This window comes from Streptomyces griseoluteus (assembly GCF_004784465.1).
Lineage (GTDB): Bacteria > Actinomycetota > Actinomycetes > Streptomycetales > Streptomycetaceae > Streptomyces > Streptomyces griseoluteus.
Genome location: NZ_SRRU01000012.1, coordinates 82,464 through 106,624, shown reverse-complemented (window position 1 = coordinate 106,624; position 24,161 = coordinate 82,464). Strand labels below are relative to the sequence as shown.

At 68.8% G+C, this 24,161-nt stretch carries 16 protein-coding genes; 1 reads left to right on the top strand and 15 read right to left on the bottom strand.

The window, feature by feature from the left end; all coding sequences use genetic code 11:
• Positions 1 to 22: 22 nt before the first annotated feature.
• The 3 genes from E5082_RS28415 to E5082_RS28405 form a co-directional block, all read right to left on the bottom strand.
• Positions 23 to 1,534 (bottom strand): APC family permease, encoded by a 1,512-nt coding sequence (locus tag E5082_RS28415; RefSeq protein WP_229918689.1) that lies wholly within the window; start codon positions 1,532 to 1,534, stop codon positions 23 to 25.
• 111 nt (positions 1,535 to 1,645) lie between these two features.
• The gene (locus E5082_RS28410) at positions 1,646 to 2,395 is read right to left on the bottom strand and encodes a DUF2182 domain-containing protein (protein WP_135794110.1); all 750 of its coding nucleotides are present in this window, start codon (positions 2,393 to 2,395) and stop codon (positions 1,646 to 1,648) included.
• Positions 2,392 to 3,006 (bottom strand): DUF1326 domain-containing protein, encoded by a 615-nt coding sequence (locus E5082_RS28405; RefSeq protein ID WP_135794109.1) that lies wholly within the window; start codon positions 3,004 to 3,006, stop codon positions 2,392 to 2,394. Before E5082_RS28405 ends, E5082_RS28410 begins: the two co-directional genes overlap by 4 nt.
• A 452-nt stretch (positions 3,007 to 3,458) precedes the next feature.
• On the opposite strand from E5082_RS28405, the gene E5082_RS28400 reads away from it, so the two are divergent.
• A complete protein-coding gene (locus tag E5082_RS28400) occupies positions 3,459 to 5,078 on the top strand; it encodes a recombinase family protein (RefSeq protein ID WP_135794108.1) in 1,620 nt (539 codons plus the stop codon).
• Positions 5,079 to 5,905: 827 nt separating this feature from the next.
• Here the strand turns inward: E5082_RS28400 and E5082_RS28390 are convergent.
• From E5082_RS28390 to E5082_RS28335, 12 genes are all read right to left on the bottom strand, one after another.
• Complete coding sequence (locus E5082_RS28390; protein ID WP_190045193.1) at positions 5,906 to 7,963, bottom strand: restriction endonuclease; 2,058 nt, start codon at positions 7,961 to 7,963, stop codon at positions 5,906 to 5,908.
• 465 nt (positions 7,964 to 8,428) lie between these two features.
• A complete protein-coding gene (locus E5082_RS28385; RefSeq protein ID WP_135794107.1) occupies positions 8,429 to 10,384 on the bottom strand; it encodes a TIGR03960 family B12-binding radical SAM protein in 1,956 nt (651 codons plus the stop codon).
• A gap of 105 nt (positions 10,385 to 10,489) precedes the next feature.
• Entirely contained in the window at positions 10,490 to 11,995 is a 1,506-nt protein-coding gene (locus E5082_RS28380) for a CYTH and CHAD domain-containing protein (RefSeq protein WP_135794106.1), read from the bottom strand.
• A gap of 180 nt (positions 11,996 to 12,175) precedes the next feature.
• Positions 12,176 to 13,372, bottom strand: coding sequence for a rod shape-determining protein RodA (rodA, locus tag E5082_RS28375; RefSeq protein WP_135794105.1), 1,197 nt, complete (start codon positions 13,370 to 13,372; stop codon positions 12,176 to 12,178).
• A complete protein-coding gene (gene mrdA, locus E5082_RS28370; protein WP_135794104.1) occupies positions 13,369 to 15,615 on the bottom strand; it encodes a penicillin-binding protein 2 in 2,247 nt (748 codons plus the stop codon). The genes rodA and mrdA overlap by 4 nt, the downstream gene beginning before the upstream one ends.
• A 168-nt stretch (positions 15,616 to 15,783) precedes the next feature.
• Positions 15,784 to 16,458 carry a rod shape-determining protein MreD gene (gene mreD / locus E5082_RS28365; RefSeq protein ID WP_135794103.1) on the bottom strand — a complete coding sequence of 225 codons (675 nt, stop codon included), beginning with the start codon at positions 16,456 to 16,458 and terminating at the stop codon, positions 15,784 to 15,786.
• Between the two features lie 13 nt (positions 16,459 to 16,471).
• Complete coding sequence (gene mreC, locus E5082_RS28360; protein WP_135794102.1) at positions 16,472 to 17,428, bottom strand: rod shape-determining protein MreC; 957 nt, start codon at positions 17,426 to 17,428, stop codon at positions 16,472 to 16,474.
• A gap of 164 nt (positions 17,429 to 17,592) precedes the next feature.
• The gene (locus tag E5082_RS28355; protein ID WP_020940056.1) at positions 17,593 to 18,612 is read right to left on the bottom strand and encodes a rod shape-determining protein; all 1,020 of its coding nucleotides are present in this window, start codon (positions 18,610 to 18,612) and stop codon (positions 17,593 to 17,595) included.
• Positions 18,613 to 18,954: 342 nt separating this feature from the next.
• Positions 18,955 to 19,368 carry a nucleoside-diphosphate kinase gene (gene ndk / locus E5082_RS28350; RefSeq protein ID WP_135794101.1) on the bottom strand — a complete coding sequence of 138 codons (414 nt, stop codon included), beginning with the start codon at positions 19,366 to 19,368 and terminating at the stop codon, positions 18,955 to 18,957.
• Between the two features lie 61 nt (positions 19,369 to 19,429).
• Entirely contained in the window at positions 19,430 to 19,795 is a 366-nt protein-coding gene (locus E5082_RS28345) for a DUF4233 domain-containing protein (protein ID WP_135794100.1), read from the bottom strand.
• A gap of 12 nt (positions 19,796 to 19,807) precedes the next feature.
• On the bottom strand, positions 19,808 to 21,322 hold the full coding sequence (folC, locus tag E5082_RS28340) for a bifunctional tetrahydrofolate synthase/dihydrofolate synthase (RefSeq protein ID WP_135794099.1): 1,515 nt from the start codon (positions 21,320 to 21,322) through the stop codon (positions 19,808 to 19,810).
• A gap of 189 nt (positions 21,323 to 21,511) precedes the next feature.
• Positions 21,512 to 24,136, bottom strand: a complete 2,625-nt coding sequence (locus E5082_RS28335) for a valine--tRNA ligase (RefSeq protein ID WP_135794098.1) — start codon at positions 24,134 to 24,136, stop codon at positions 21,512 to 21,514.
• Between the last annotated feature and the right edge of the window lie 25 nt (positions 24,137 to 24,161).

Genomic DNA, 24,161 nt, shown 5'->3' with positions numbered 1-24,161 from the left:
CCATCAGGCGACCGGGGTGATGTCAGTGCTCGAAGACACTGACATCGCCCGGCTCGGTCTCCAACGCCGGGCGATCGAACAGCAGCAGGCCGACGAAGAACAGCCCACCCACGACGAGCAGGCCCACCACGATCAGCACGGGAACAAGCGCCTCAGCCGGCGACACCAGCACGAACAGTGACACGAGCGTCCACAACAGCGCGCAGACCGCGACCGGCATCTCGAAGCGCCCGAGGTCGAACGCGCCCTTCCTCCGGTCCAGACGGCGGCGCACCGCCAGATACAGCACGATCGTCGCACCGTAGATGATCGCCGGAAGGATCGTGGACGCCGTGATCAGCTTCAGCAGCGCGGCGCCCGGCAGCGCGATCATCAGAACGAGGCCCACGACGAGGATCAGCACCGTCGCGGGGACCGGCGTCTGCGTGCGAGGGCTGACCCGGCGCATGAGCCGGTGGGCAGGGAAACGCCCGTCGCGCGACATGGCGAAGACCATCCGTGAGCACGCCGTCATCACCACCGTCCCGGCGCCGAAGAACGCGATCGCAACGGCCGCCAGGAGCACTCTCTCCATCGGCGGCCCCAGTCGCTCCCGCATGATCGCCGCAACGGGCGACTCGCTCGCGGTGATCCGGGGGATGTCCTCGATCGCCACGGTGAGGCAGATCAGGAACACGATGCCCAGCACACCGGCCGCCAGGACGGACCCCACGATCGCGCGCGGGACGCTGCGGAAGGGGTCCTTGGCCTCCTCGGCCAGGTTCGCCGCGGAATCGAAACCGACCAGCGTGGCGAGCCCCATGATCATGGCGATCATCAACCCGCCACCGACGTCGAAGTAGTGCGGGGCATGCTCGGTGACGCCACGCGAGACCAAGTTGCCGGCCGCGCCACGGCCGGTGACCGCCACCACGATGGCAAGGAGGAGCGCCACCACCACGACCAACGCCAGCTCCAGCCCCACCGCGGCGCTGTTGATCAGGCTGACGAGGCGCGTGGAAGCCACCACGACCACGGCCTGAACCAGCAGAATCACCAGCGTGATCACACGCGCCGTGTCCTCGTCCGGCCCCATACCGGCGAGAGGCATGAACGCCTGACTCGCGAGCGCGTTGTCGACCGCCACCACCGCGATGGCCAGGTAGCAGAAGCTCAGCCAGCCGAACCCCCAGCCGACCTTCGGGTTGGCCAGCCGTGAGGCCCACTGGTACGACGAGCCGCTGAGCGGGATACGCCCGGCAAGCTGCGCCACGACCAGGGCGACCAGCACCTGACCCACCGTCGCGACACCCCACAGCCAGATCCCCACCGGCCCCGCGTTCTGCAGCACGTCGTCGTACGTCGAGAAGATACCGACCGCCACCGAGATGAAGGCGAACGAGATCGCGAACACCTGGAAGGAGCCGAGCGTCCGCTTCAGCTCCTGCTGATAACCCCCGAGGGCAGCGGCGTCCTCCTTGCCCTCGGAGCCCGGCGTAGCCGCTTCCACCACTTCGGCACCCTCTTCCGTCACGCCCAGCCGGCCGACCGACACCCGCGCACCCGGCTCTCACGGGCCAGGGCGCCTGGCTTCCCATCCGTTGCCTTCGCGTTCATATAAGACATATGTGCCGGACTTACGCACCCGGAAGATCGGTACCGTCCCTCACATACCGGCCATACCGCCACCGGTGAGACCCGGAGCCAGCGTCGGCACCCAGAAGACGGCTGCCGCCAGAGCGAACGAGACGGTACCCACGGCACGGGCCACCAGGCGGCCGGCCGGAGCGAGCTTCTCAGCGGTGATCACGACAGCCAGTACCACCATGGCCCACAGGTTCATCAGACCGAACGCCGCCAACAGCATCATGAGCGACCAGCAGCAGCCCAGGCAGAAGGCGCCATGGTGGGCTCCGGCACGCAGATCGCGAGAGCGTCCCTGGTACGAGGCGTAGCGGAGCATCAGCCCGATCGGCGAGCGGCACCTCGCCAGGCAACGGTCCTTGAGCGGCGTGAACTGGTAGACGCCACAGACCGCGAACACGGCCGCGGCCACCGCGGTCCCCGCCGCGGTCGCCGCCCGACCCAGGCCCATGGCCAGCGCATACGCGGGCAGCCCGGCCACGGCCCAGACGAGCAGGTACGCGACGGTGAAGGCGACCATGCGCCTCGACCGGTGCACGGTGATGGTGCGTGCGTACAGCGCGGCGACGGGCGCCGTGGAGGGCAGCATCATCGCGGCCATCATCAGCGTCCACACGCCCAGGAAAGCGGGCAGTCCCAGGCCCATGGTGGCGGTCGTCGCCTGCATCCCTCCCCAGCGCGTCACCACCCAGCTCCAGGCGACGGCCGCGGCTACCAGCAGAAGCCCGGCAGGGCGCGCCCTTCGGCGGCCGGTGACCGGCCCATCGGTCATACGGACCACGTGAAGGGCGCCGAGTGTCCGTTGCCGCCGGTGAAGTCCCAGGACCGGCCGTACACGCCGTCGCCCGTCGCGCGGGTGGAGCGGGCGATCGTCAGCGTGCTGTTCACAGGATGGAACATGCCGGTCAGGCCCATCACCGGACCGTCCTCGCCGAACTGCGGGGCGACCTGGTCCTCGATCTCGATGTCGATGGCGTCATCCACCCGCGCGGCATGGCGGCGACCGTCGTCCCGGTAGTCGATGGGGACGCGCTGCACTCCGAGGACCTCGCCGATGAGCGGCGTGAGCGCCGCCATCGGCCCACCAGCCTGGCCCGAGAAGACCTTGCCCAGTGCCTCCGCCTGACTCTCGTCGGCCGAGGCATCGACGTAGAGCGCGACCTGCCAGCCGCCCTCGGCCATCACCTGGGGTGCGTCGATGAAGACGGCGACGCTGTGGTCGGAGACGTCCACGCCGTCCACGGTCCCGCTGTCCACGTGGAACGCGAAGGTCACCTGGCAGCGCTCATGGTCGGCCGGCGCGGTGAGGCCCGAGGTGGTGCAGGGGCACACCACATCACAGTTGCAGCTCTCCAGGTACGTGCCTCTCAGATTCCAGGGCATTCTTCCTCCCTGTTTCGCATCCCCCTCGGCGTTCTGAACACCTCAGGCGGGTCCGTCCCACCCCGAAGTCGCCCTTCCCAGGCTATTCCCGACAGCTCCCCTCGCGCAGATCCTGCCGGGGCAACGCACCAGGAGTACGGGGTCGTGGCAGCCAGCCGCAGTGCCGAGCCCGCAGGTTCCCACGCCACCGCACACCAGTGAGCCCCCTCTCCCTCAGGAGAGAGGGCTCACTGGTCACACAGCGGCGCACAAGCTGGACCGGACCCCCGCCAGCGCCTCGACCACCCGATCGGGTGGTCCGCTCACATCAGTGCGAGTGACCACTCGAAGCGGGCGCCGGACCTGCGTTCTTGACCGTCAGAGGCAGCAGCTTCTTGCCGGTCGGCGATCTGGATGTGGGTATCCATCTGAGGCCATACTCCAACGAGGCCATATCCGCTACCGTGCTGGTCATGGCGAAGCGAACGAGGACGCGCACAGCAACTGACCGTGCGCAGTATTCAGTTGAGGCCGAGTGGACCGGGTCGGACTTAGCCCTCTTGGAGGACCTGAAGAAGGCCCAAGCGCTCTTACCCGACGACGCCCCACGGGCCCTGTTGTCCGTGCGGCTGTCCGTGCTCACCGACGACACGACGTCGCCGGTCCGCCAAGAACTCGACCTTCGGAAGCTGGCACTGGACCGTGGCTGCCGAGTCGTCGGCGTGGCCAGCGATCTCAACGTGTCGGCGACGAAGGTTCCACCGTGGCAGCGCAAGGAACTCGGGGACTGGCTGAACAACAGGGCGCCGGAGTTCGACGAGATCCTCTTCTGGAAGCTGGACCGTTTCGTACGGCGACTCAGTGACCTCAGCACCATGATCGACTGGTGCCTGAAGTACGGGAAGAATCTGGTCTCCAAGAACGACTCGATCGACCTGACCACCACGGCAGGGAAGATCATGGTCACGATCATCGGCGGTATCGCCGAGATCGAGGCGGCCAACACGAGCACGCGCGTCGCAAGCCTGTGGAACTACGTCAAGACACAGACTGACTGGCTGGTGGGCAAGCCCGCGTACGGCTACCAAACGGCGGAGAACGAGGACGGACGGGTCGTTCTCGTCATCGACCAGGATGCGTACCGAGCACTGCACTGGTGTCGCAATGCCGCCATGAGGCCGAAGCCCGCCTCCGCTCGGCGCATGGCCAAGGTCCTAGTACGGGCCGGCCTCTGCGGACCGGGGCTGACCACGGCGACAATGCTCCGACGTCTCAGGAACCCAGCCCTCATGGGCTACCGCGTTGAAGAGGAGAAGAACGGAGGCGTGCGCCGCTCGAAGATGGTCCTCGGCAGCGACGCTCAGCCCATACGGGTAGCCGACCCGATCTTCACCGAGGAAGAGTTCGACAGCCTGCAGAAGGCCCTGGACCGCAGAGCGAAGAACCAGCCCACACGATGCCCCGGCGGCGCGACGAAGTTCCTCGGTGTGCTGATCTGCCATGACTGCCGCTCGAACATGACCGTGCAGAAGAACCGCGTCAATGGACGGTCGTACTCGTACCTGCGGTGCGGTAAGTGCAAGGCCGGCGGTCACGGCGCCCCTAACCCCGATGAGATCTACGGCAAGCTCGTAGACGACGTCTTGAGGGTCCTGGGTAACGAGCCGGTCATGACACGCGAGTATCGCCAGGGTGCCGACGCCCGCAAGGAACTACAGCGGCTGGAAGAGTCCATCAGCTACTACATGACGGGCTTGGAGCCCGGAGGCCGATTCACGAAGACGCGCTTCACCAAGGAGACGGCCGAGAAGACGCTGGACGATCTCATCAAGCAGTTGGAGGCCATCGATCCGGAGTCCACAAAGGACCGATGGGTAGCCGTGCACAACGGCAAGACCTTCCGGCAGCACTGGGAAGAAGGCGGCATAGAGGCTATGGCCGCCGATCTGCTCAGGGTCGGCGCCAAGTGCGTGATCACGCGGAGCAAGGTGAAGGGGGTTCGCACCCCTCACATCCACATGAAGCTCATGATCCCCAAAGACGTACGAGACCGGCTGATCATGAAAGAGGATGACTTCGCCGAGGCATTCTGACGCCATCTGGCGGACACACGAGCGGAACCGCCCCCACACAAGCGGGCGGGCGGCTCCGCGTCACGAGAACCACGACGCCGGGTCGAACGGCTCTTCCGTTCCATCGTCGTCGACGATCACGATTTCGCTCTGTATCAGGGGCATCCATTCTGGCGTCTCATTGTGGAAAGCGGCCGTCCCCTTGCCACCCGAACGATCACCGACACCGAGGCTAGCCGGAACAGCGCGTTCTCTCCGAGCCTAATCAGCTCCGCGCCTCTGCCATCGAGGCCCGCAGCCTGGCACGCGGCACTCATCACCCGCGTAGCCCTGGCCGGCGTGAAGCCTCTTCCGATCGAGCAGCGTCAACACAAGCCGGACCTCGATGCGTAGCGCGGGTCAGCGCTTGGCCCCTCGGCGGCTTCGGATCTTGGCGGAGTGGGTCAAGCGGGATGGGACGAGCCCACTCCAATCCGGGACGGGGCTCGACATGTCACACGTGGCACACGCCAGGAATGGCTTCAGACCCACTCCACCCCGGAGAAGATGTGCGCGGAACTTCCAGGACCCGGCAGCGGTGTCTGAGAGCACGGCGACGGCGCCGACGGGCGAGGGACCGAAGCGCCGGCCGGAGCCAGCGCCGCAGAGGCCTCCTCCTCGTTCAACCCCGCCAGGGCCTCCATCACCCGATCAAGTGCCTCGCTCACCTCAGTGCGAGTGACCACTTGAAGCCGACGCCTGACCTGCGTTCTTGACCGTCAGAGCAGAAACTTCTTGCCATTCGGGCCGATCTGGATCTGGGTGTCCATCTGAGGGCAAGGCCAGCACCGTGCAAGAGCCCCCTGTCGTCACTCGACTTCGATGCCGTACTCCTGGACGAGCTGCTCCAATCCCCCTGTGTACCCCTTCCCTCCAAGCACGAAGTCCCAGTCGCCATTGGACCTGCGCCGGAAGGAGCCCAGCACCAACGCGGTCTCGCCGGAGCGGCCATCGGAGACCTCAAGCCGGCCGAGCTCGGTCATTGCCGGGTCCAGCAACCGGATACATGCATCGGTGAATCCGGACAGATCGGCTTCCGGGTTCACCTCCGGATCAACGGCCGCCACAAGCACGAACCGATCAGCCGCTTCCGGCAGCGCATCGAAGGAGACACGGAGCGCCGCCTTGTCCGGCGCCGCAGCCGGCACTGCTCGTACCGAACCGTCCGGAGTCTGCCGGTTGTTGAAGAAGACGAAGTGGTCTTCGCTCAGGACTCGGTTGCCACGGCAGACAAGAGCGCATACATCCAGCGCGACACCGCCGGACCACGTCATGCCCAACACGTTGTGGCCGTCGGGCGCCGTTGCAGGACTGAAGGGGGACGGCTGCACTGGAGTCGGTCGTCCACCCTCCCCCAGGCGCCCACGAAGCCCGTGCCGGTGCAGTAGGTCGACCAGTTCACCGCCCGAGATGAGCTCCAAGGGCTTGCCCCGAGCGAATGTATGTGAGCCGGGGCCGTAGCCCGCCGTGGTCACCAGCACTCCTTTGTTGGCACCCACGTCCTGGACCGTCCCGTACAGGTCACGCACAGCGGTGGGCGGCACCGTGCTGCGGTAGCGCTTCACCTGTACGACGATCTTGCCGCCTCGGATGGGCGTCGGGTCCAGCGCGTCCACATCCACGCCGCCGTCATTCGAGCGCTGGGTCGTCACAGCCTGCATACCCATGGCACGGAACAGGCTGGCAACGAGCGATTCGAACTCGATCGGATCCATGTCATACAGATCCGGCTCCTCATCACCGCCGTGAGTGACGACATGGTTCCCGACGTCCTGAGGCTTCCGTCCCAGGCGCACGGATGTGAGCTGATCAGGACGGGACGCGAGCTGGCCCCTCAACGCCTCGGTCAGACAGCTGACCGCGTCCACCTGTTCCAGGTGTAGGCCGGTGAACGCCGCCCGCTGGGCCATGACGGTCGCAAGGAAGATGTGCGTTCGCCTACCCGTCGCCGGATCATGGGCGTCCACGAAGCCGTTCAGGGCCACCGAGTCGAGGGTGCCGTACTCGTCCGCCGCGAAGAGCTGATGCAGGACCAGCAGCAGGCTCTGCGCCAGCACCTCTCGGTACAGCCCACGGCGCTGGGCAGCAGGACGTGCGGTTTCCTTGTCCTCGTCCTGGGCGGGCACGTACCTCACGGATTTCGCCTCGGGGACGACGTCGTACCCGGGCAGCTCCCAGTCCAGAACAAGCTGCCGCGCCGCCGAGTCGAAGGCTGCCGCAACCTGCCGAGGAAACCCTTCCGGCCAGGCAGTCGACGAGTAGAGAGCCGCTGAGAAGTACTCGATCACGGAGTCAGGGTCTCCCCGCCTGACACCCTCGGTCACCTCGCCGATACCGGCGTTGTGCCGACGGACCTCCGCCCGCTGAGCCTCAGTCCGCTGCTCGTAGTCCCGCTGGAGGGCCGCCAGCTGCTGCTGTCGCTGCGCTTCGGCAGCTTGCGCGGCGTGCCAGTCCCGTTCGAAACGGGCCTGTACCTCGGCCTGAACCTGTGCACGACGGTTCGCGGTCCACCCTCCTTGCGCCTGGTACTGGCTCGGATCCGGCATGCGCACAGGCCACGCGAGCTGTCCAGGGTCGAACGGCGGCATTTCCTCCGCGCGCGTCAGGGACGACGCCCTGAAGGCCGACGCCTGGCAACCTGCGGCCAACAGCCCCTGCAAGGCTGCGACCTGCGCGTCCAGCTCCTCCGTGCGTCGCCTCGCCTCTGCCTGTCGATACTGCCGGTACTCCTGCGTGGCAAGTCGTTGATAGGCCCGCGCCTGTCGCCCCTCTTCCCGGCGCCGTCGGGTCTCGGTTTCCACTTGACGCTGGTGCTGACGCTGCATTTCTGCCCAGGCACCGACAAAACCACCAGAGCGACGACTCATGCGCTACAGGCCCTCCCCAGGACGTCGGCACACAGCCGACCAAGCTCTAGTTGCCCCCGCAACCAGTAGTAACAAAACGACTGTATCCAGCAATCGCCGTCATGAATATCAAGCTGCCAAAGCGACCAGAACGGATCTTCGAGCAGGTCACCGCGCACCCACTCTTCCCGACGCACCTCACCGTGCACGGACGTTAGCGAGCGCCGACACTACTAAGCCCCCTCCGCGTCGAAGGGGGCTTAGTAGTCGCCAGAAACGCTTCAGTGAGGCCGAAAGCCTCAGACCCACTCCACCTCTGAGTGGATGGCCGAGGTCCCTCCCGTGCCCGGCAGAGGCGTACAAGGTCCTCTCTGCTGCTCCTGCTGCCGACGGCTGGAAGCCCCGACAGCTGCCAGCGCAGCGGCCACCTCGTCCTCACTTGCCCCCGCCAGAGCATCCATCACCCGAACGAGTGCGTCACTCATCTCAGTGTGAGTGACCGCTCGGCGTCGGCGCAGCGTTCTTGACCGTGAGAGGAAGCAACTTCTTCCCGGTCGGGCCGATTTGTATGGCCGTGTCCATCTGCGGGCACACACCGCAGTCGAAGCAGGGGGTCCAGCGGCAGTCCTCGACCTCGGTCTCGTCGAGGGCGTCCTGCCAGTCCTCCCAGAGCCAGTCCTTGTCGAGGCCGGAGTCGAGGTGGTCCCAGGGGAGGACTTCCTCGTAGGAGCGCTCGCGGGTAGTGTACCAGTCGACGTCGACGCCGAACTCGGCCAGCGCCTTGTCCGCGCAGCCCATCCAGCGGTCGTAGGAGAAGTGCTCGCGCCAGCCGTCGAAGCGGCCGCCGTCCTCGTAGACCGCGCGGATGACCGCGCCGACGCGCCGGTCGCCGCGCGAGAGCAGGCCCTCGACGATGCCGGGCTTGCCGTCGTGGTACCGGAAGCCGATGGAGCGGCCGTACTTCTTGTCGCCCCGGATCTTGTCGCGGAGCTTCTGCAGGCGCGCGTCGGTCTCCTCGGCGGAGAGCTGCGGCGCCCACTGGAACGGGGTGTGCGGCTTGGGCACGAAGCCGCCGATGGAGACCGTGCAGCGGATGTCGCCCGAGCCGGAGACCTCGCGGCCCTTCTGGATCACGTGGGTCGCCATGTCGGCGATCTGGAGGACGTCGTCGTCCGTCTCGGTCGGCAGACCGCACATGAAGTACAGCTTCACCTGCCGCCAGCCGTTGCCGTACGCGGTGGCGACCGTACGGATCAGGTCCTCCTCCGAGACCATCTTGTTGATGACCTTGCGCATGCGCTCGGAGCCGCCCTCGGGGGCGAAGGTGAGACCGGACCGGCGGCCGTTGCGGGTCAGCTCGTTGGCCAGGTCGACGTTGAACGCGTCGACACGGGTGGACGGCAGCGAGAGGCCGATCTTGTCGTCGGTGTACCGGTCCGCCAGGCCCTTGGCGATCTCACCGATCTCGGAGTGGTCCGCCGAGGACAGCGACAGCAGGCCGACCTCCTCGAAGCCGGTCGCGTTGAGCCCCTTCTCGACCATGTCACCGATACCGGTGATCGAACGCTCGCGCACCGGGCGGGTGATCATGCCCGCCTGGCAGAACCGGCAGCCGCGCGTGCAGCCGCGGAAGATCTCCACCGACATCCGCTCGTGCACCGTCTCCGCCAGCGGCACCAGCGGCTGCTTCGGGTACGGCCACTCGTCCAGGTCCATCACCGTGTGCTTGGAGACACGCCACGGGACACCGGAGCGGTTGGGGACCACACGGCCGATCCGGCCGTCGGGCAGGTACTCCACGTCGTAGAACGCCGGGATGTACACCCCGCCCGTCTTCGCCAGCCGGAGCAGCACCTCCTCGCGGCCACCGGGCCGGCCCTCCGCCTTCCAGCGGCGGATGATCTCCGTCATGTCCAGCACGGCCTGCTCGCCGTCACCGATGATCGCCGCGTCGATGAAGTCCGCGATCGGCTCCGGGTTGAAGGCCGCGTGCCCGCCGGCCAGCACGATCGGGTCGTCGACCGTACGGTCCCGCGACTGAAGCGGAATGCCCGCCAGCTCCAGGGCCGTGAGCATGTTGGTGTAGCCCAGCTCGGTGGAGAAGCTCAGGCCGAACACGTCGAACGCCTTCACCGGACGGTGACTGTCGACCGTGAACTGCGGGACGCCGTGCTCCCGCATCAGCGCCTCCAGGTCCGGCCACACGCTGTACGTGCGCTCGGCGAGGACGCCCTGCTGCTCGTTGAGCACCTCGTAGAGGATCATGACGCCCTGGTTGGGCAGACCGACCTCGTACGCGTCCGGGTACATCAGGGCCCAGCGGACCTCGGCCTCGTCCCAGGGCTTGACCGTGGAGTTCAGTTCTCCGCCGACGTACTGGATCGGCTTCTGCACATGCGGGAGCAAGGCTTCGAGCTGCGGGAAGACCGACTCGACAGACATCGCGGCATTACCTTCGTGAGCTGACTTGAGGACATCTCCCGGCCGGAGGCTGGAAGGGTGACCATCAAGCCTAACCCGTCCGGGCGCGTCCCCCGTACGCCGAGCTCAGTGCGGGAACGCGGAGCGGGCCTTCGCCCACTTGCCGGGCAGCTTCTCCTCCGTACGCCGGGCCGCCTGCTCCTCCCGCTCGTACAGCACCCCGTACGTGAACGCGCTCTCCCCCGCCGCGTGCGCCACCGCCGCCAGCTCGCGCAGGGTCTGCCGGGCCAGCACGCTGTCCTGGTGCTCGCCGAGCAGGCTGGTCAGCTTCTTCGCCGCGCGGGCCGGGGCGCGGGCGGAGCCGCCGAGCGCGGGGACGGCCGCCTCGGCGGCGTACCGGGCGCGCTTGGCCCGCTTGCGGGCCTGGTGCAGGGCGTGGTCGCGGTCCTCGCCGGGCGGCAGCTCCAGCGCGGCCGTCACCAGCCGGGCCAGCTTGTCACCCTCCTTCTTCAGCGCGCGGGTGAGCACCTTGCCCGGCTTGCGCGCCGCCTTCTTCCGCAGCGGAGGGTCCGCGAGCAGGGTGTCGAGGCTGTCCAGCAGGGCGAGGTAGCGGGCGGAGTCCAGCACCCCGAGCAGCCGGCCGCGGGTGCTGCCGTGCCGGGCGGCCGCCCAGGAGCCGAGGCGCTCGCGCACCGGACCGGTGACCTCGCCGGGCGGGACCGCGTCCAGGGCGTCCGACAGCCGTTCCGCCAGCACCTCCTGGTCCCGGCCCGCCCCGAGTTCGCGGGCCAGCCACTTCAGCTCGGCGGCGACCGGGGCGGTGGCGTCCCGGTCCAGCACGGAGCCGAAGCTGCGGAAGGCGGAGCGGAGCCGGCGGGTGGCGACCCGCATCTGGTGCACGGAGTCCGGCAGGTCCCGGCGGACACCGGGGTCGCGGGCGAGGATCGCCTCGCGCTGTTCCCGGAGGTACGCGAGGACGTGGTCTCCCGCCGTCACCGGCTCCGCCGCCCGCCCAGCCGAGCGGGCACGGGAGCCGCCGGTACGGCGCAGCGCCTCGGCCACCTTGGACGGCGCCTTCGACGGCCGCACCCCCGCCTCAGCGAGCCGCTCCTCGACGGCGTCCAGCACGGCCGGGTCGGCGCCGTCGGCCAGCTCCACCTCGATCTCGGTCCAGTGTGCGGTGCCGCCCGCGCGGTTGAGCCGCTCGGCGTCGACGGTGTCCACGCTCGCCTCGGCCAGCAGGGTCCCGTCCGCGCCGACCAGGTGCCGTACGTCGCGGGCGGAACGCAGCCGGACCACGGGGACCAGCTCGGCACCCCGGACCCGTGAGCGCACCAGCTCGGCGATCTCCCCGGGCACGGTGTCCGAGAGCGGGGCCCGGATCTCGTCCCGGACACCGGGAGCGACGGGGAATTTCAGATGCCACCCGGCGTCCGCGCCTCCGCTACGGCGGCGCAGCGTGAGCGAGGCGGCACCCAGCCGCTCGTCGGCGGTGTCGTAGTAGACGGCGTCCAGCTCGACCACACCTCTGTCCACGACGTCCGCCACCGCCCCCGCCCCGGCCAGCTCGGGCAGCGGCCCATCGCCCGCCACCTCGTACTTCCGCTCGATCTCCCGCTTCACGTCCGCCATGAACCGAATCTAGAACGCCTCCGCGATCTCAACCAGCCCCCGGGAACGGTCGGGGCCGCAGGTCCGACCCGGCGGACCGCCGCACTCCGCGGCCGCGCACGCTCCCGGAAACGCCGAGGGCCCGGTCAGGTCGCCCCGAAGGGAAACCTGACCGGGCCCGATGGCCGGGCTGCCGAAGGCTCACGCCGACATAGGCCGCTGCACTCTGATCGACTGCAGCAGCCCCACCGCGATCCACACCGCGAACATCGAGGAGCCGCCGTAGGAGACGAAGGGCAACGGCAGGCCGGTGACCGGCATGATGCCGAGCGTCATGCCGACGTTCTCGAACGCCTGGAAGGCGAACCAGGCGACGATGCCGGCCGCCACGACCGTGCCGTACAGCTCGGTCGAGTCGCGGGCGATGCGGCAGGCGCGCCACAGGATGACGCCGAGGAGAAGGATTATCAGGCCGGCCCCGAGGAAGCCGAGTTCCTCGCCCGCGACGGTGAAGACGAAGTCGGTCTGCTGCTCCGGCACGAACTGGCCCGTGGTCTGCGAGCCGTGGAACAGCCCGGCACCGGTCAGCCCGCCGGAGCCGATGGCGATACGGGCCTGGTTGGTGTTGTAGCCGACGCCCGCCGGGTCCAGCTCCGGGTTTGCGAAGGCCGCGAACCGGTTGATCTGGTAGTCGTCCAGGATGTGGAGCTGCCACACGGCGATGGCACCGATGGCGCCGGCCGAGATGAGGCCGAACACCCAGCGGTTGGAGGCGCCGGAGGCGAGCAGCACGCCCAGGATGATGATGACCATCACCATGACCGACCCCAGGTCGGGCATGAGCAGCACGATGAGGATCGGCACCGCCGCCAGCCCGAGCGCCTGGAGCACCGTGCGGTGGTCCGGGTACGCCTTGTCGCCCGCGTCGACCCGCGCGGACAGCAGCATCGCCATGCCCAGGATGATCGTGATCTTCACGAACTCCGAGGGCTGGAGCGAGAAGCCGCCGCCGAAGACGATCCAGGAGTGGGCGCCGTTGACGGTGGAGCCCAGCGGGGTGAGCACCGCGAGGATGCCGGCCAACGAGAGGCCGTAGAGGATCGGCACCGCGTTGCGCAGGCCGCGGTGGCCCAGCCACAGGGTGCCGATCATCAGGGCGAGCCCGATGCCGGTGTTCATGAAGTGCCGGATCAGGAAGTAGTACGGGTCGCCCTGGTTGATCTCGGTGCGGTTGCGGGTCGCCGAGAACACCAGCAGGGAGCCGATCATCGACAGTGCGAGCGCCGCCAGCAGTATCGGCCAGTCCAGCCTGCGGGCCAGCGAGTCACGGGCGAGGATCCTGGTCCAGCCGGCCCGCTTCGGGCCGTAACCGGAGACGGAGAAGGTGTTGCCGGTCATGTGCGCGTCCTCCGGCTCCCCCTCCGGCGGGGCCGCCTGCGGGTGTTGCTGTTGGTGTTGGGTGACGGCGAGGTGGCGGGGGGCTGGTCCTCGTCGTTGCTGGTGTTGTTCTTCTGCGCGGCCTCCACGTCCTTGGCCGGGTCGGTGCTGATCTTGGGCGCGGCGACCGTGCCGTCGGGACGGACCTTCGGGAGGGTCTTCTGCGGCTCCGGCAGCATCGCCTTCTTGTTGTCGATCGAGCCGTCGCCCTGGACGCCGTACAGCGCGCTGTAGATGTTGCGCACGGCCTCACCGGAGGCTCCGGAACCCGTACCGGCCTGGGCGATCGTCATGATCACCGTGTAGTCCTTGGAGTAGGTCGCCAGCCAGGAGGTGGTCTGCTTGCCGTAGACCTCCGCCGTACCGGTCTTGCCGTGCAGCGGGATCTTGTCCTGCGGCCAGCCGCCGAACTTCCACGCGGCGGTACCCCGGGTGATGACGCCCGCGAAGGCTTCGTCCATGCCCTTGAGGGTGGCCTTGCTGACCGGCAGCCTGCCCGAGGGCCTCGGCTTCAGCTCGCGCACCGACTTGCCGTCCGCGCTGATGACCGCCTTGCCGATGCTCGGGTGGTACATCGTGCCGCCGTTGGCCACGGCGCCGTAGATCACCGCCTCCTGGATCGGCGTGACGAGGGTGTCGCCCTGGCCGATGGAGTAGTTGATCGAGTCGCCCTCACGCATCTTGTTGCCCTCGAGGCAGTTCTCGTAGGCGATCTTCTCGACGTACGACCCGTCCTTCTTGCCGTACTTGCACCAGGCGTCCTTGTTGGCCTTCCAGTAGTCCAGCTTCCACTGGCGGTCCGGGACGCGGCCGGTGACCTCGTTGGGCAGGTCGACGCCGGTCTCCTTGCCGAGGCCGAACTGGTGGGCGGCCTTGTAGAAGAAGTCCTTGGGCTGGCCCTTCTTCGGGTTGATGCCGCCGTCCTTCTTCCACTCCTGGTCGGAGAGGTAGTAGAAGACGGTGTCGCAGGAGACCTCGAGCGCCCGGCCCAGCGGGATCGGGCCGAAGCTCTCGCCCTCGAAGTTCTTGAAGACCTGGCCGCCCACCGAGTACGAACTCGTGCAGGGGTAGCGGCCGTTGAAGTCGTACCCCGCCTCGACCGCGGCGGCCGTGGAGACCACCTTGAAGGTCGAGCCCGGTGCGGCCTGGCCCTGGATGGCCCGGTTCAGCAGCGGGTAGTCGGAGTTCTTGCCGGTGAGGGCCTGGTAGTCCTTGGCGGAGATGCCGCCGACCCAGACGTTCGGGTCGTAGTCGGGCGCCGAGGCCATGGCGACGATGCGGCCGGTCTTGGCCTCCATCACCACGGCGGCACCGGAGTCCGCCTTGTAGTTGGTGCCGGTGATCTTGTCGAACTGCTGACGGGCGACCTTCATCGCCTTGTCCAGCTCGAACTCGGTGACCCGCTGGATACGGGCGTCGATGCTGGTGACCAGGTTGGAACCGGACTCCGCCGGGTCGGCCTTGGCCTTTCCGATGACCCGGCCCAGGTTGTCCACCTCGTACCGCGTGACGCCGGCCTTGCCGCGCAGTTCCTTGTCGTACTGCCGCTCCAGGCCGGAGCGGCCGACCATGTCGGAGCGCAGGTAGGGCGAGTCCGTGTCCTTGGCCTTCTGGATCTCCTCGTCGGTGACCGGGGAGAGATACCCGAGGACCTGGGAGGTGTTGGCCTTGCCCGGCGCGCCGTAGCGGCGGACCGCCTCGGGCTCGGCGGTGATGCCGGGGAAGTCCTCGGCGCGCTCCCGGATCTGCAGGGCCTGCTTGGGCGTGGCCTCGTCGGTGATCGGGATCGGCTGGTACGGCGAGCCGTTCCAGCAGGGCTGGGGGGTCTTGGCGTCGCACAGCCGGACCTTCTGCTGCACCTCCTCCGGCTTCAGGCCGAGGACGGCGGCGAGCTTGGCCAGCACACCCTTGCCGTCGTCCTTCTGCTTGAGCAGGTCGGTGCGGGAGGCGGAGACGACGAGCCGCGTCTCGTTGTCCGCGAGCGGGACTCCGCGCGCGTCCAGGATGTCACCGCGCACGGCGGGGTCCACGACCTGCTGGACGTGGTTGCCGGACGCCTCCTTCTGGTACGCGGCGCCCTCGCGGATCTGGAGGTACCACAGCCGGCCGCCGAGGGTGCCGAGCAGAGAGAGCACGAGGATCTGGATGACGACCAGCCGGATCTGGACCCGTGGGGTCCGCCCGGTCTCCGGAATATTGGTCATGGGCGCAGCCCATTCATTGGAAGGGTGGTGGCGGGCGACGGGTGGGCGGTCACTGCTGCTGACTCCCCCTCTCAGCGCGGGACTGGTATGCGCGTACGGATGATGAACGTGCGGCCGAACTGGGCCGGTTCCGCCGGTTCTTCCCCGTTCGGGTGAACTCGGGGGCTGTCACAGCCGCTTGACCCCCTTGATCCGGCCGACGCGGGCGGAGCGGGTGCGGGCCCTGGCCTTCAGCGCGCCGAAGCCTCGCTGGGAGCCGATGCGCAGGCCGGTGCCGGAGGAGAGCCAACCCGAGGAGATGTTCCCGGCCTTGGCGGCGGGGCCGGACTCGGCCAGCGGGTCGTTGTCCGCGCGGCGGGCCAGCCACATCACGCCGGGCACCACGAAGGGGGCCAGCAGCAGGTCGTACAGCGCGGCCGAGAACAGCAGGCCGGGCAGGCCGACATGGCGGGCGGCGGTGTCGCCGACCAGGGCGCCGACGCCCGCGTAGAGCAGGGTGGAGCCGATCGCGGCGGCGACCACGACGGCCATCGGGCCGGTCGCCGACTTCAGCCGGCCGGTCTCGGGCTTCGCGAGCCCGGCGAAGTAGCCGATGACGCACAGCACAAGGGCGTACCGGCCGGCCGCGTGGTCGGCGGGCGGAGCGAGGTCCGCGAGGAGGCCCGCGCCGAAGCCGACCAGGGCGCCGCCGACATGGCCGTACACCAGGGCGAGGCCGAGGACGGTCAGCAGGAGCAGGTCGGGCACGGCACCGGGCAGGTGGAGGCGGGCCAGGACACTCACCTGGATCACCAGGGCGACGACCACCAGCACGGTGGAGAGCAGGACGCGGTTGAGGCGCATGGGGGTTCAGCTCCTACTGCTGCTGGCCGTCGGTGTCGGTGTCGTCCGGCGCGGAGCCGTCCGCCGAGGGGGTGACCGTGACGGTCACCGTGGGCGTCGGGACCGGCTTGGGCTTGGCCGGGAGGACCTCGTCGCGCGGGTCCTTCTTCGGTCCCGCCACGACCACGCCGACGATGTCGAGCTTGCTGAAGCCGACGTACGGGGTGACGTAGAGCGTGCGGGTCAGGCCGCCGCCGGAGGGGTCGACACGGGAGACCACACCGACCGGGACGCCGGGCACGAACGGCTTGTCGGCCTGGGAGCCGAAGGTGACGAGCCGGTCGCCCTTCTTCACCTCCGCCTTGCCGTTGAGGAGTTCCACGCGCAGCGGGCGGTCGCCCTGGCCGGAGGCGAAGCCGAGTTCGTCGTTGCCCTCCATCCGGGTGCCGACGGTGAAGTCGGGATCGTTGGCGAGCAGCACGGTGGCGGTGTCGGGGCCGACCGTGGTGACGCGGCCGACCAGGCCGTCGCCGTTGAGCACGGTCATGTCCCGCTTGATGCCGTCGTCGGCGCCCGCGTCGATGGTGATGGTCCAGGAGAAGCCCTGGGCCGCTCCTATGGCGATGACCTGGGCGCCCTTGATGCCGTACTGGCCCCGGCCCGCGACCTTCAGCATCTTGTCGAGCTGGTTCAGACGGCTGCGGGTGCGGTCGTCACTGCCCAGCTTGGCCTTGAGCGCCGCGTTCTCCTTCTCCATGACCGCGAGCCGGTCATGGCGCTCTCCGGAGTTCCGGACGGCGGAGACGGCGTTGCCCACCGGGTCCACCGCCGTGGACATTCCGTTCTCGATCGGGCCGAAGGCCGCGGCCGCGGCCTGCCGGGCTCCGTCGACCGGGGAGTTCCGGCCTCCGCGGATGTCCACCGTGATCAGTGCGAACGCGATGGCGATCAGCAGGACCAGGAGCAGCCGGCTCTCTTTCGTGTCCCTCACGTGCGGCGGCCGTGCCCTTCCTCTATAGGAATTCGGGGACCCCCGATAAAGCGCCGTTGCCGATGCGCGAATCGAAGGGGGTCCGTTGGGGGAGCTTATGCCTCTATATCAACGATCCGCCGCACGAGAGCAGACCTCTCGTACGGCGGAATCGAGGTGTCATGTCATCGGCGCGGCTGGGCGTCGAGCACCTGCTGCAGCGCCTCGAACTCCTCGACGCACTTGCCGGAGCCGAGCGCGACGCTGTCGAGCGGGTCCTCGGCGATGTGGATCGGCATGCCGGTCTCCCGGCGCAGCCGCTCGTCGAGGCCGCGCAGCAGGGCGCCGCCGCCGGTGAGCACGATGCCCCGGTCCATGATGTCGCCGGACAGCTCCGGCGGGCACTTGTCCAGGGTCGTCTTGACGGCGTCGACGATCGCGTTGACCGGTTCCTCGATCGCCTTGCGCACCTCCGCCGCGGAGATGACGACGGTCTTGGGCAGCCCGGACACCAGGTCCCGGCCGCGGACTTCGGTGTGCTCGTCGGAGTCGAGGTCGTACGCCGAACCGATCGTGATCTTGATCTGTTCGGCCGTCCGCTCACCCAGCAGGAGGCTGTACTCCTTCTTGATGTACTGGATGATCGCGTTGTCCAGTTCGTCACCCGCGACGCGGATGGACTGGGCGGTGACGATGCCGCCGAGGGAGATGACCGCGACCTCCGTGGTGCCGCCGCCGATGTCCACCACCATGTTCCCCGTGGCCTCGTGGACCGGCAGGCCGGAGCCGATGGCCGCGGCCATGGGCTCCTCGATGATGTGCACCTGGCGGGCGCCCGCCTGGGAGGAGGCTTCGATGACGGCGCGCCGCTCGACGCCCGTGATGCCCGAGGGCACGCAGACGACGACCCGAGGCCGGGCCAGATACCGCCGCTTGTGGATCTTCAGGATGAAGTAGCGGAGCATCCGCTCGGTGATCTCGAAGTCGGCGATCACACCGTCCTTCAGCGGCCGCACGGCCACGATGTTGCCCGGCGTGCGGCCGATCATCTTCTTCGCTTCGGCACCTACCGCGAGGATTCCACCGGTGTTGGTGTTGATCGCCACGACGGACGGCTCGTTGAGTACGATCCCGCGACCCCTGACGTACACCAGCGTGTTGGCGGTCCCGAGGTCGACAGCCATGTCACGGCCGATGAACGACATTGAGTTCCCCATCAGGATTCGACGGGCCTTCCCTGGAAGCTTTTGAGGGCTTTTCAGGTCGGCGAGGTGGGTGCGGTGACGTGAAGGCTTCCATCGTAGACGCGCCTGCACGAACACCGCGCGAGGGTCTTCGCCCATTGTCAGCAGATGACGCGCCGCCTCGCTCGTGGAGACGGTCCATCGGGGGCATGCGTTCCCCCGAACGGCAACGCATATGCCGAGGGACGGCCGAAATGGTACGGCCGTCCGGCGGCGGGATATCCGGGGGGCCTGACGGACCCTCAGAAAAAAATTCCCTGAAACTCCTCACGGTGTGGCCCGGACGGGCCCGCACCGCACCGGTCAGTCACGGCCCGGAAAGAAAATCTTCACCTCGCGCTCGGCGGACTCCTCCGAGTCCGAGGCGTGGATCAGGTTCTCGCGCACGATGACCCCGAAGTCGCCCCGGACGGAACCGGGAGCCGCCGCGATCGGGTCCGTCGGCCCGGCGAGCTGCCGCACACCCTCGATGACCCGCTCCCCCTCGACGATCATCGCGACGACGGGGCCGGAGGACATGAACTCGACGAGGGGCTCGTAGAACGGACGGCCCACGTGCTCGGCGTAGTGCTGCTCCAGAATGCCCCGGTCCAGGCTCCGCAGCTCCAGCGCGGCGATCCGCCAGTCGGCCTTGCGCTCGATACGGCCGATGATCTCGCCGATCAGGCCACGCCGGACGGCGTCGGGCTTGAGCAGGACGAGGGTGCGCTGGGTCACGGGAGGCTCCTTACGACTGACGTGCGGTGGCACGAGGTTACAGGGCGTGTCCGCGCCCTCGTCACGCAGCGTCAGCCGTAGGGGAGGAACCGGCCTCCGCGGCCGCCGCGAAGCGGGCCTTGGCCTCGTCGATCTTGCGGCCGTAGTGGACCGAGGCCCACCACAGGGCCGCGAAGACGGCGCCCAGGAAGTACATCATCGGGACGAAGAAGCCCGAGGCGATCAGGGCGAGCTGGAGGGCCCAGCCGAGGGCGACGCCGCCCGGCCGGGTCACCATGCCGCACAGCAGCACGGACAGCACCATGGCGGCCCCGCAGACCCACCACACCGTGGACATGGCCAGCGAGGGGTCCTTCATGGCGACCAGACCGGCGAACCCGATGACGAAGAACTCGCCGATCAGCGTCGATGAACAGAGCGTACGCACGAGCGGTTTACCTCAGCCCTTCCGAAGCAGCAGGCGCGCCTCGCCCACTGTGATGACCGAACCGGTGACCAGTACGCCGCCGCCGGCGAACTCGCCCTCCTCCTCGGCCAGCGTGATCGCGGCCTCCAGCGCCTCCGGCAGCCGGGGCTCGACCTGCACGCGGTCCTCGCCGAACACCTCGACGGCGATACCGGCCAGTTCGTCCGCGTCCATCGCGCGGTGGCTGGAGTTCTGCGTGACGACGACCTCCGCGAAGATCGGCTCGAACGCCTCCAGCAGCCCGCGCACGTTCTTGTCCGCGCTCGCGCCGACCACGCCGATCAGCCGGCTGAAGTCGAACGACTCACGCACCGCCTCGGCGGTCGCCTCCGCGCCGGCCGGGTTGTGCGCGGCGTCCAGCACCACGGTCGGGGAACGCCGGACGATCTCCAGCCGGCCCGGCGAGGAGACGGCGGCGAACGCCTTGCGCACGGTGTCGATGTCCAGCCGCTCGGCACGCTCGGCACCGACGCCGAAGAACGCCTCGACGGCGGCGAGGGCGACGGCCGCGTTGTGCGCCTGGTGGGCGCCGTGCAGCGGGAGGTAGACCTCGGGGTACTCGCCGCCCAGTCCGCGCAGGGTGAGCAGTTGGCCGCCGACGGCGACCTGGCGGTCCACCACGCCGAACTCCATGCCCTCGCGGGCCACGGTGGCGTTCTCCTCGACGGCCTTCTTCAGCAGCACCTGCGCAGCGTCGACCGGCTGCTGGGCCATGATCACGGTCGAGTCCGGCTTGATGATGCCGGCCTTCTCGGTGGCGATCAGCTCGGGCGTCCCGCCGAGGCGGTCGGTGTGGTCCAGCGAGATCGGCATGACCACGGCCACGTCACCGTCGATCACGTTGGTCGCGTCCCAGCTTCCGCCCATGCCGACCTCGACCACGGCGACGTCCACGGGCGCGTCCGCGAAGGCGGCGTACGCCATGCCGGTGAGCACCTCGAAGAAGGAGAGGCGGTGCTCCTGGGCGGTGTCGACCATCTCGATGTACGGCTTGATGTCGTCGTACGTCTCGATGAAGCGCTCGGCGCTGATCGGGGCGCCGTCCAGGCTGATGCGCTCGGTCACCGACTGCACGTGGGGGCTGGTGTAGCGGCCGGTGCGCAGTTCGAAGGCGCCGAGCAGGGCCTCGACCATGCGGGCGGTGGAGGTCTTGCCGTTGGTGCCGGTGATGTGGATGGAGGGGTACGCGCGCTGGGGGTCGCCCAGTACGTCCATCAGGGCGGCGATCCGGGTGACGGACGGCTCCAGCTTGGTCTCGCCCCAGCGGGTGGCCAGCTCGGTCTCCACCTCGCGCAGGGCGCGGTCCACCTCGGGGTCCTCGGGGCGGGCCGGTACGTCGGCCTCCGGCGGGCCGCCCTGGGTACGCAGGGTGCGGCTGCCGGCCTCGATCACGGCGAGGTCGGGGTCGCGGTCGGTCTCCTCGGCGATGATGTCGTCGAAGTCGGCGAGGGGGTCGGGCGTGTCGTTGTTACCGGGCGAGTCGCTCACGTCGCCCAGTCTACGGAGGGGGTGGTGTCCCGCGCGTGGTGGTCCGACGGCGGGCCCCTCGTGACCACCCGCCCAGCTGCGGGCAGTCGTGCCGCTGGGGCGGCACGGGTGGGCGCAGCGGCACCCCCGCGGCCCCGCGGGCAAGCGAAGGCCCCCGGCGTCGCGGGGACGCCGGGGGCCTTCGGTCACTTACGCCTGCGGGAGGCGGTCCAGCTGGGACCGGAGGCGGAGCATGTCCTCCTCGGCCTTGGCCAGGCGGGTGCGGATCTTGTCGACGACCGCGTCCGGGGCCTTGGCGAGGAACGCCTCGTTGCCGAGCTTGGCCGTGGCGGCCGCCTTCTCCTTCTCCGCGGCCGCGAGGTCCTTCGCGAGGCGCTTGCGTTCGGCGGCGACATCGATCGTGCCGGAGAGGTCGAGGGCGACCTCGGCGCCGGCGACCGGGAGGGTGGCCGTGGCCGTGAAGGAGTCGCCCTCGGGCTGGAGGCGGAGGAGCTGACGGATGGCCGCCTCGTGCGGAGCGAGCGCCGTACCGGTCAGCGTGAGCCGCGCAGGCACCCGCTGGCCCGGCTGGAGGCCCTGGTCGGCGCGGAAGCGGCGGACCTCGGTGATGACCGACTGGAGCGACTCGATCTCGCGCTCGGCCGAAGCGTCCCGGAAGCCGGAGTCGGCGGGCCAGTCGGCGATGACCAGCGACTCCCCGCCCGTCAGCGTCGTCCACAGCGTCTCGGTGACGAACGGAACCACCGGGTGCAGCAGCTTGAGCGTGACGTCGAGGACCTCGCCCAGCACCCGCTTGGAGACCTCGGCCGCCTCCCCGCCCGCCTGGAAGGTCGTCTTGGACAGCTCGACGTACCAGTCGAAGACCTCGTCCCACGCGAAGTGGAACAGCGCGTCCGACAGCTTGGCGAACTGGTAGTCCTCGTAGTACGCGTCGACCTCGGCCACGACCGAGTTGAGGCGGGACAGGATCCACCGGTCGGTGGCGGACATCGCGGACGCGTCCGGCAGCGGCCCCTCGATCGTGGCGCCGTTCATCAGCGCGAACCGGGTGGCGTTCCAGATCTTGTTGGCGAAGTTCCGCGAGCCCTGGACCCAGTCCTCGCCGATCGGCACGTCGACACCGGGGTTGGCGCCGCGTGCGAGCGTGAAGCGGAGCGCGTCGGAGCCGTACTTGTCCATCCAGTCCAGCGGGTTGACCGCGTTGCCGAAGGACTTCGACATCTTCTTGCCGAACTGGTCGCGGACCATGCCGTGCAGGGCGATGGTGTGGAACGGCGGGGTGCCGTCCATCGCGTAGAGGCCGAACATCATCATCCGGGCGACCCAGAAGAAGAGGATGTCGTAGCCGGTGACCAGGACGGAGTTCGGGTAGAACTTCGCGAGCGACTCGGTCTGCTCGGGCCAGCCCAGGGTGGAGAAGGGCCACAGGCCGGAGGAGAACCAGGTGTCGAGGACGTCGGTGTCCTGGTGCCAGCCCTCGCCGGCCGGCGGCTGCTCGTCGGGGCCGACGCAGACGACCTCGCCGTCGGGGCCGTACCAGACCGGGATGCGGTGGCCCCACCAGAGCTGGCGCGAGATGCACCAGTCGTGGAGGTTGTCGACCCAGTCGAAGTACCGCTTCTCCATCTCCTGCGGATGGATCTTGACCTTGCCGTCGCGGACCGCGTCACCGGCGGCCTTGGCGAGCGGGCCGACCTTGACCCACCACTGCATGGACAGCCGCGGCTCGATGGTGGTCTTGCAGCGCGAGCAGTGGCCCACCGAGTGGACGTAGGGCCGCTTCTCGGCGACGATCCGGCCCTCGGCGCGCAGCGCGGCGACGATGGCGGAGCGGGCCTCCAGGCGGTCCAGGCCCTGGAAGGGGCCGTGGGCGGTGATGACGGCGTGCTCGTCCATGACGGTGATGGACGGCAGGTCGTGGCGCTGGCCGATCTCGAAGTCGTTCGGGTCGTGCGCCGGGGTCACCTTGACGGCGCCGGTGCCGAACTCGGGGTCGACGTGCTCGTCCGCGACGACCGGGATGGAGCGGTCGGTCAGCGGGAGCCTGATCAGCTTGCCGATCAGGTGCTTGTACCGCTCGTCCTCGGGGTGGACGGCGACCGCGGTGTCTCCGAGCATCGTCTCGGCGCGGGTGGTGGCGACGACGATCGTCTCGTCGCCCTCGCCGTACTTCATGGAGACGAGTTCGCCGTCGTCGTCCTGGTACTCGACCTCGATGTCGGAGATCGCGGTGAGACAGCGCGGGCACCAGTTGATGATGCGCTCGGCGCGGTAGATCAGCTCGTCGTCGTAGAGGCGCTTGAAGATGGTCTGGACGGCCTTGGAGAGGCCCTCGTCCATGGTGAAGCGCTCACGGGACCAGGCGACGCCGTCGCCGAGGCGCCGCATCTGGCCGGAGATCTGGCCGCCGGACTCGCTCTTCCACTGCCAGACGCGCTCGACGAACGCCTCACGGCCGAGGTCGTGGCGGGACTTGCCCTCCTTGCCCAGCTCGCGCTCGACGACGTTCTGGGTGGCGATGCCGGCGTGGTCCATGCCCGGCTGCCACAGGGTCTCGTAGCCCTGCATGCGCTTGCGGCGGGTCAGGGCGTCGATGATCGTGTGCTCGAAGGCGTGGCCCAGGTGGAGGCTGCCGGTGACGTTGGGCGGGGGGATGACGACGGCGAAGGGCGGCTTGTCGCTCTTCTCGTCGGCCTCGAAGTAGCCCCGCTCCACCCAGCGCTCGTACAGCGGCCCCTCTACGTCGGCCGGCGCGTACTGGGTCGGCAGTTCGGTCTCGGGCGCTGATGGCTGCTGCTGAGCGTTCTCGGTCACGGGGGTCAGTTTAGAGGTGCCGCGG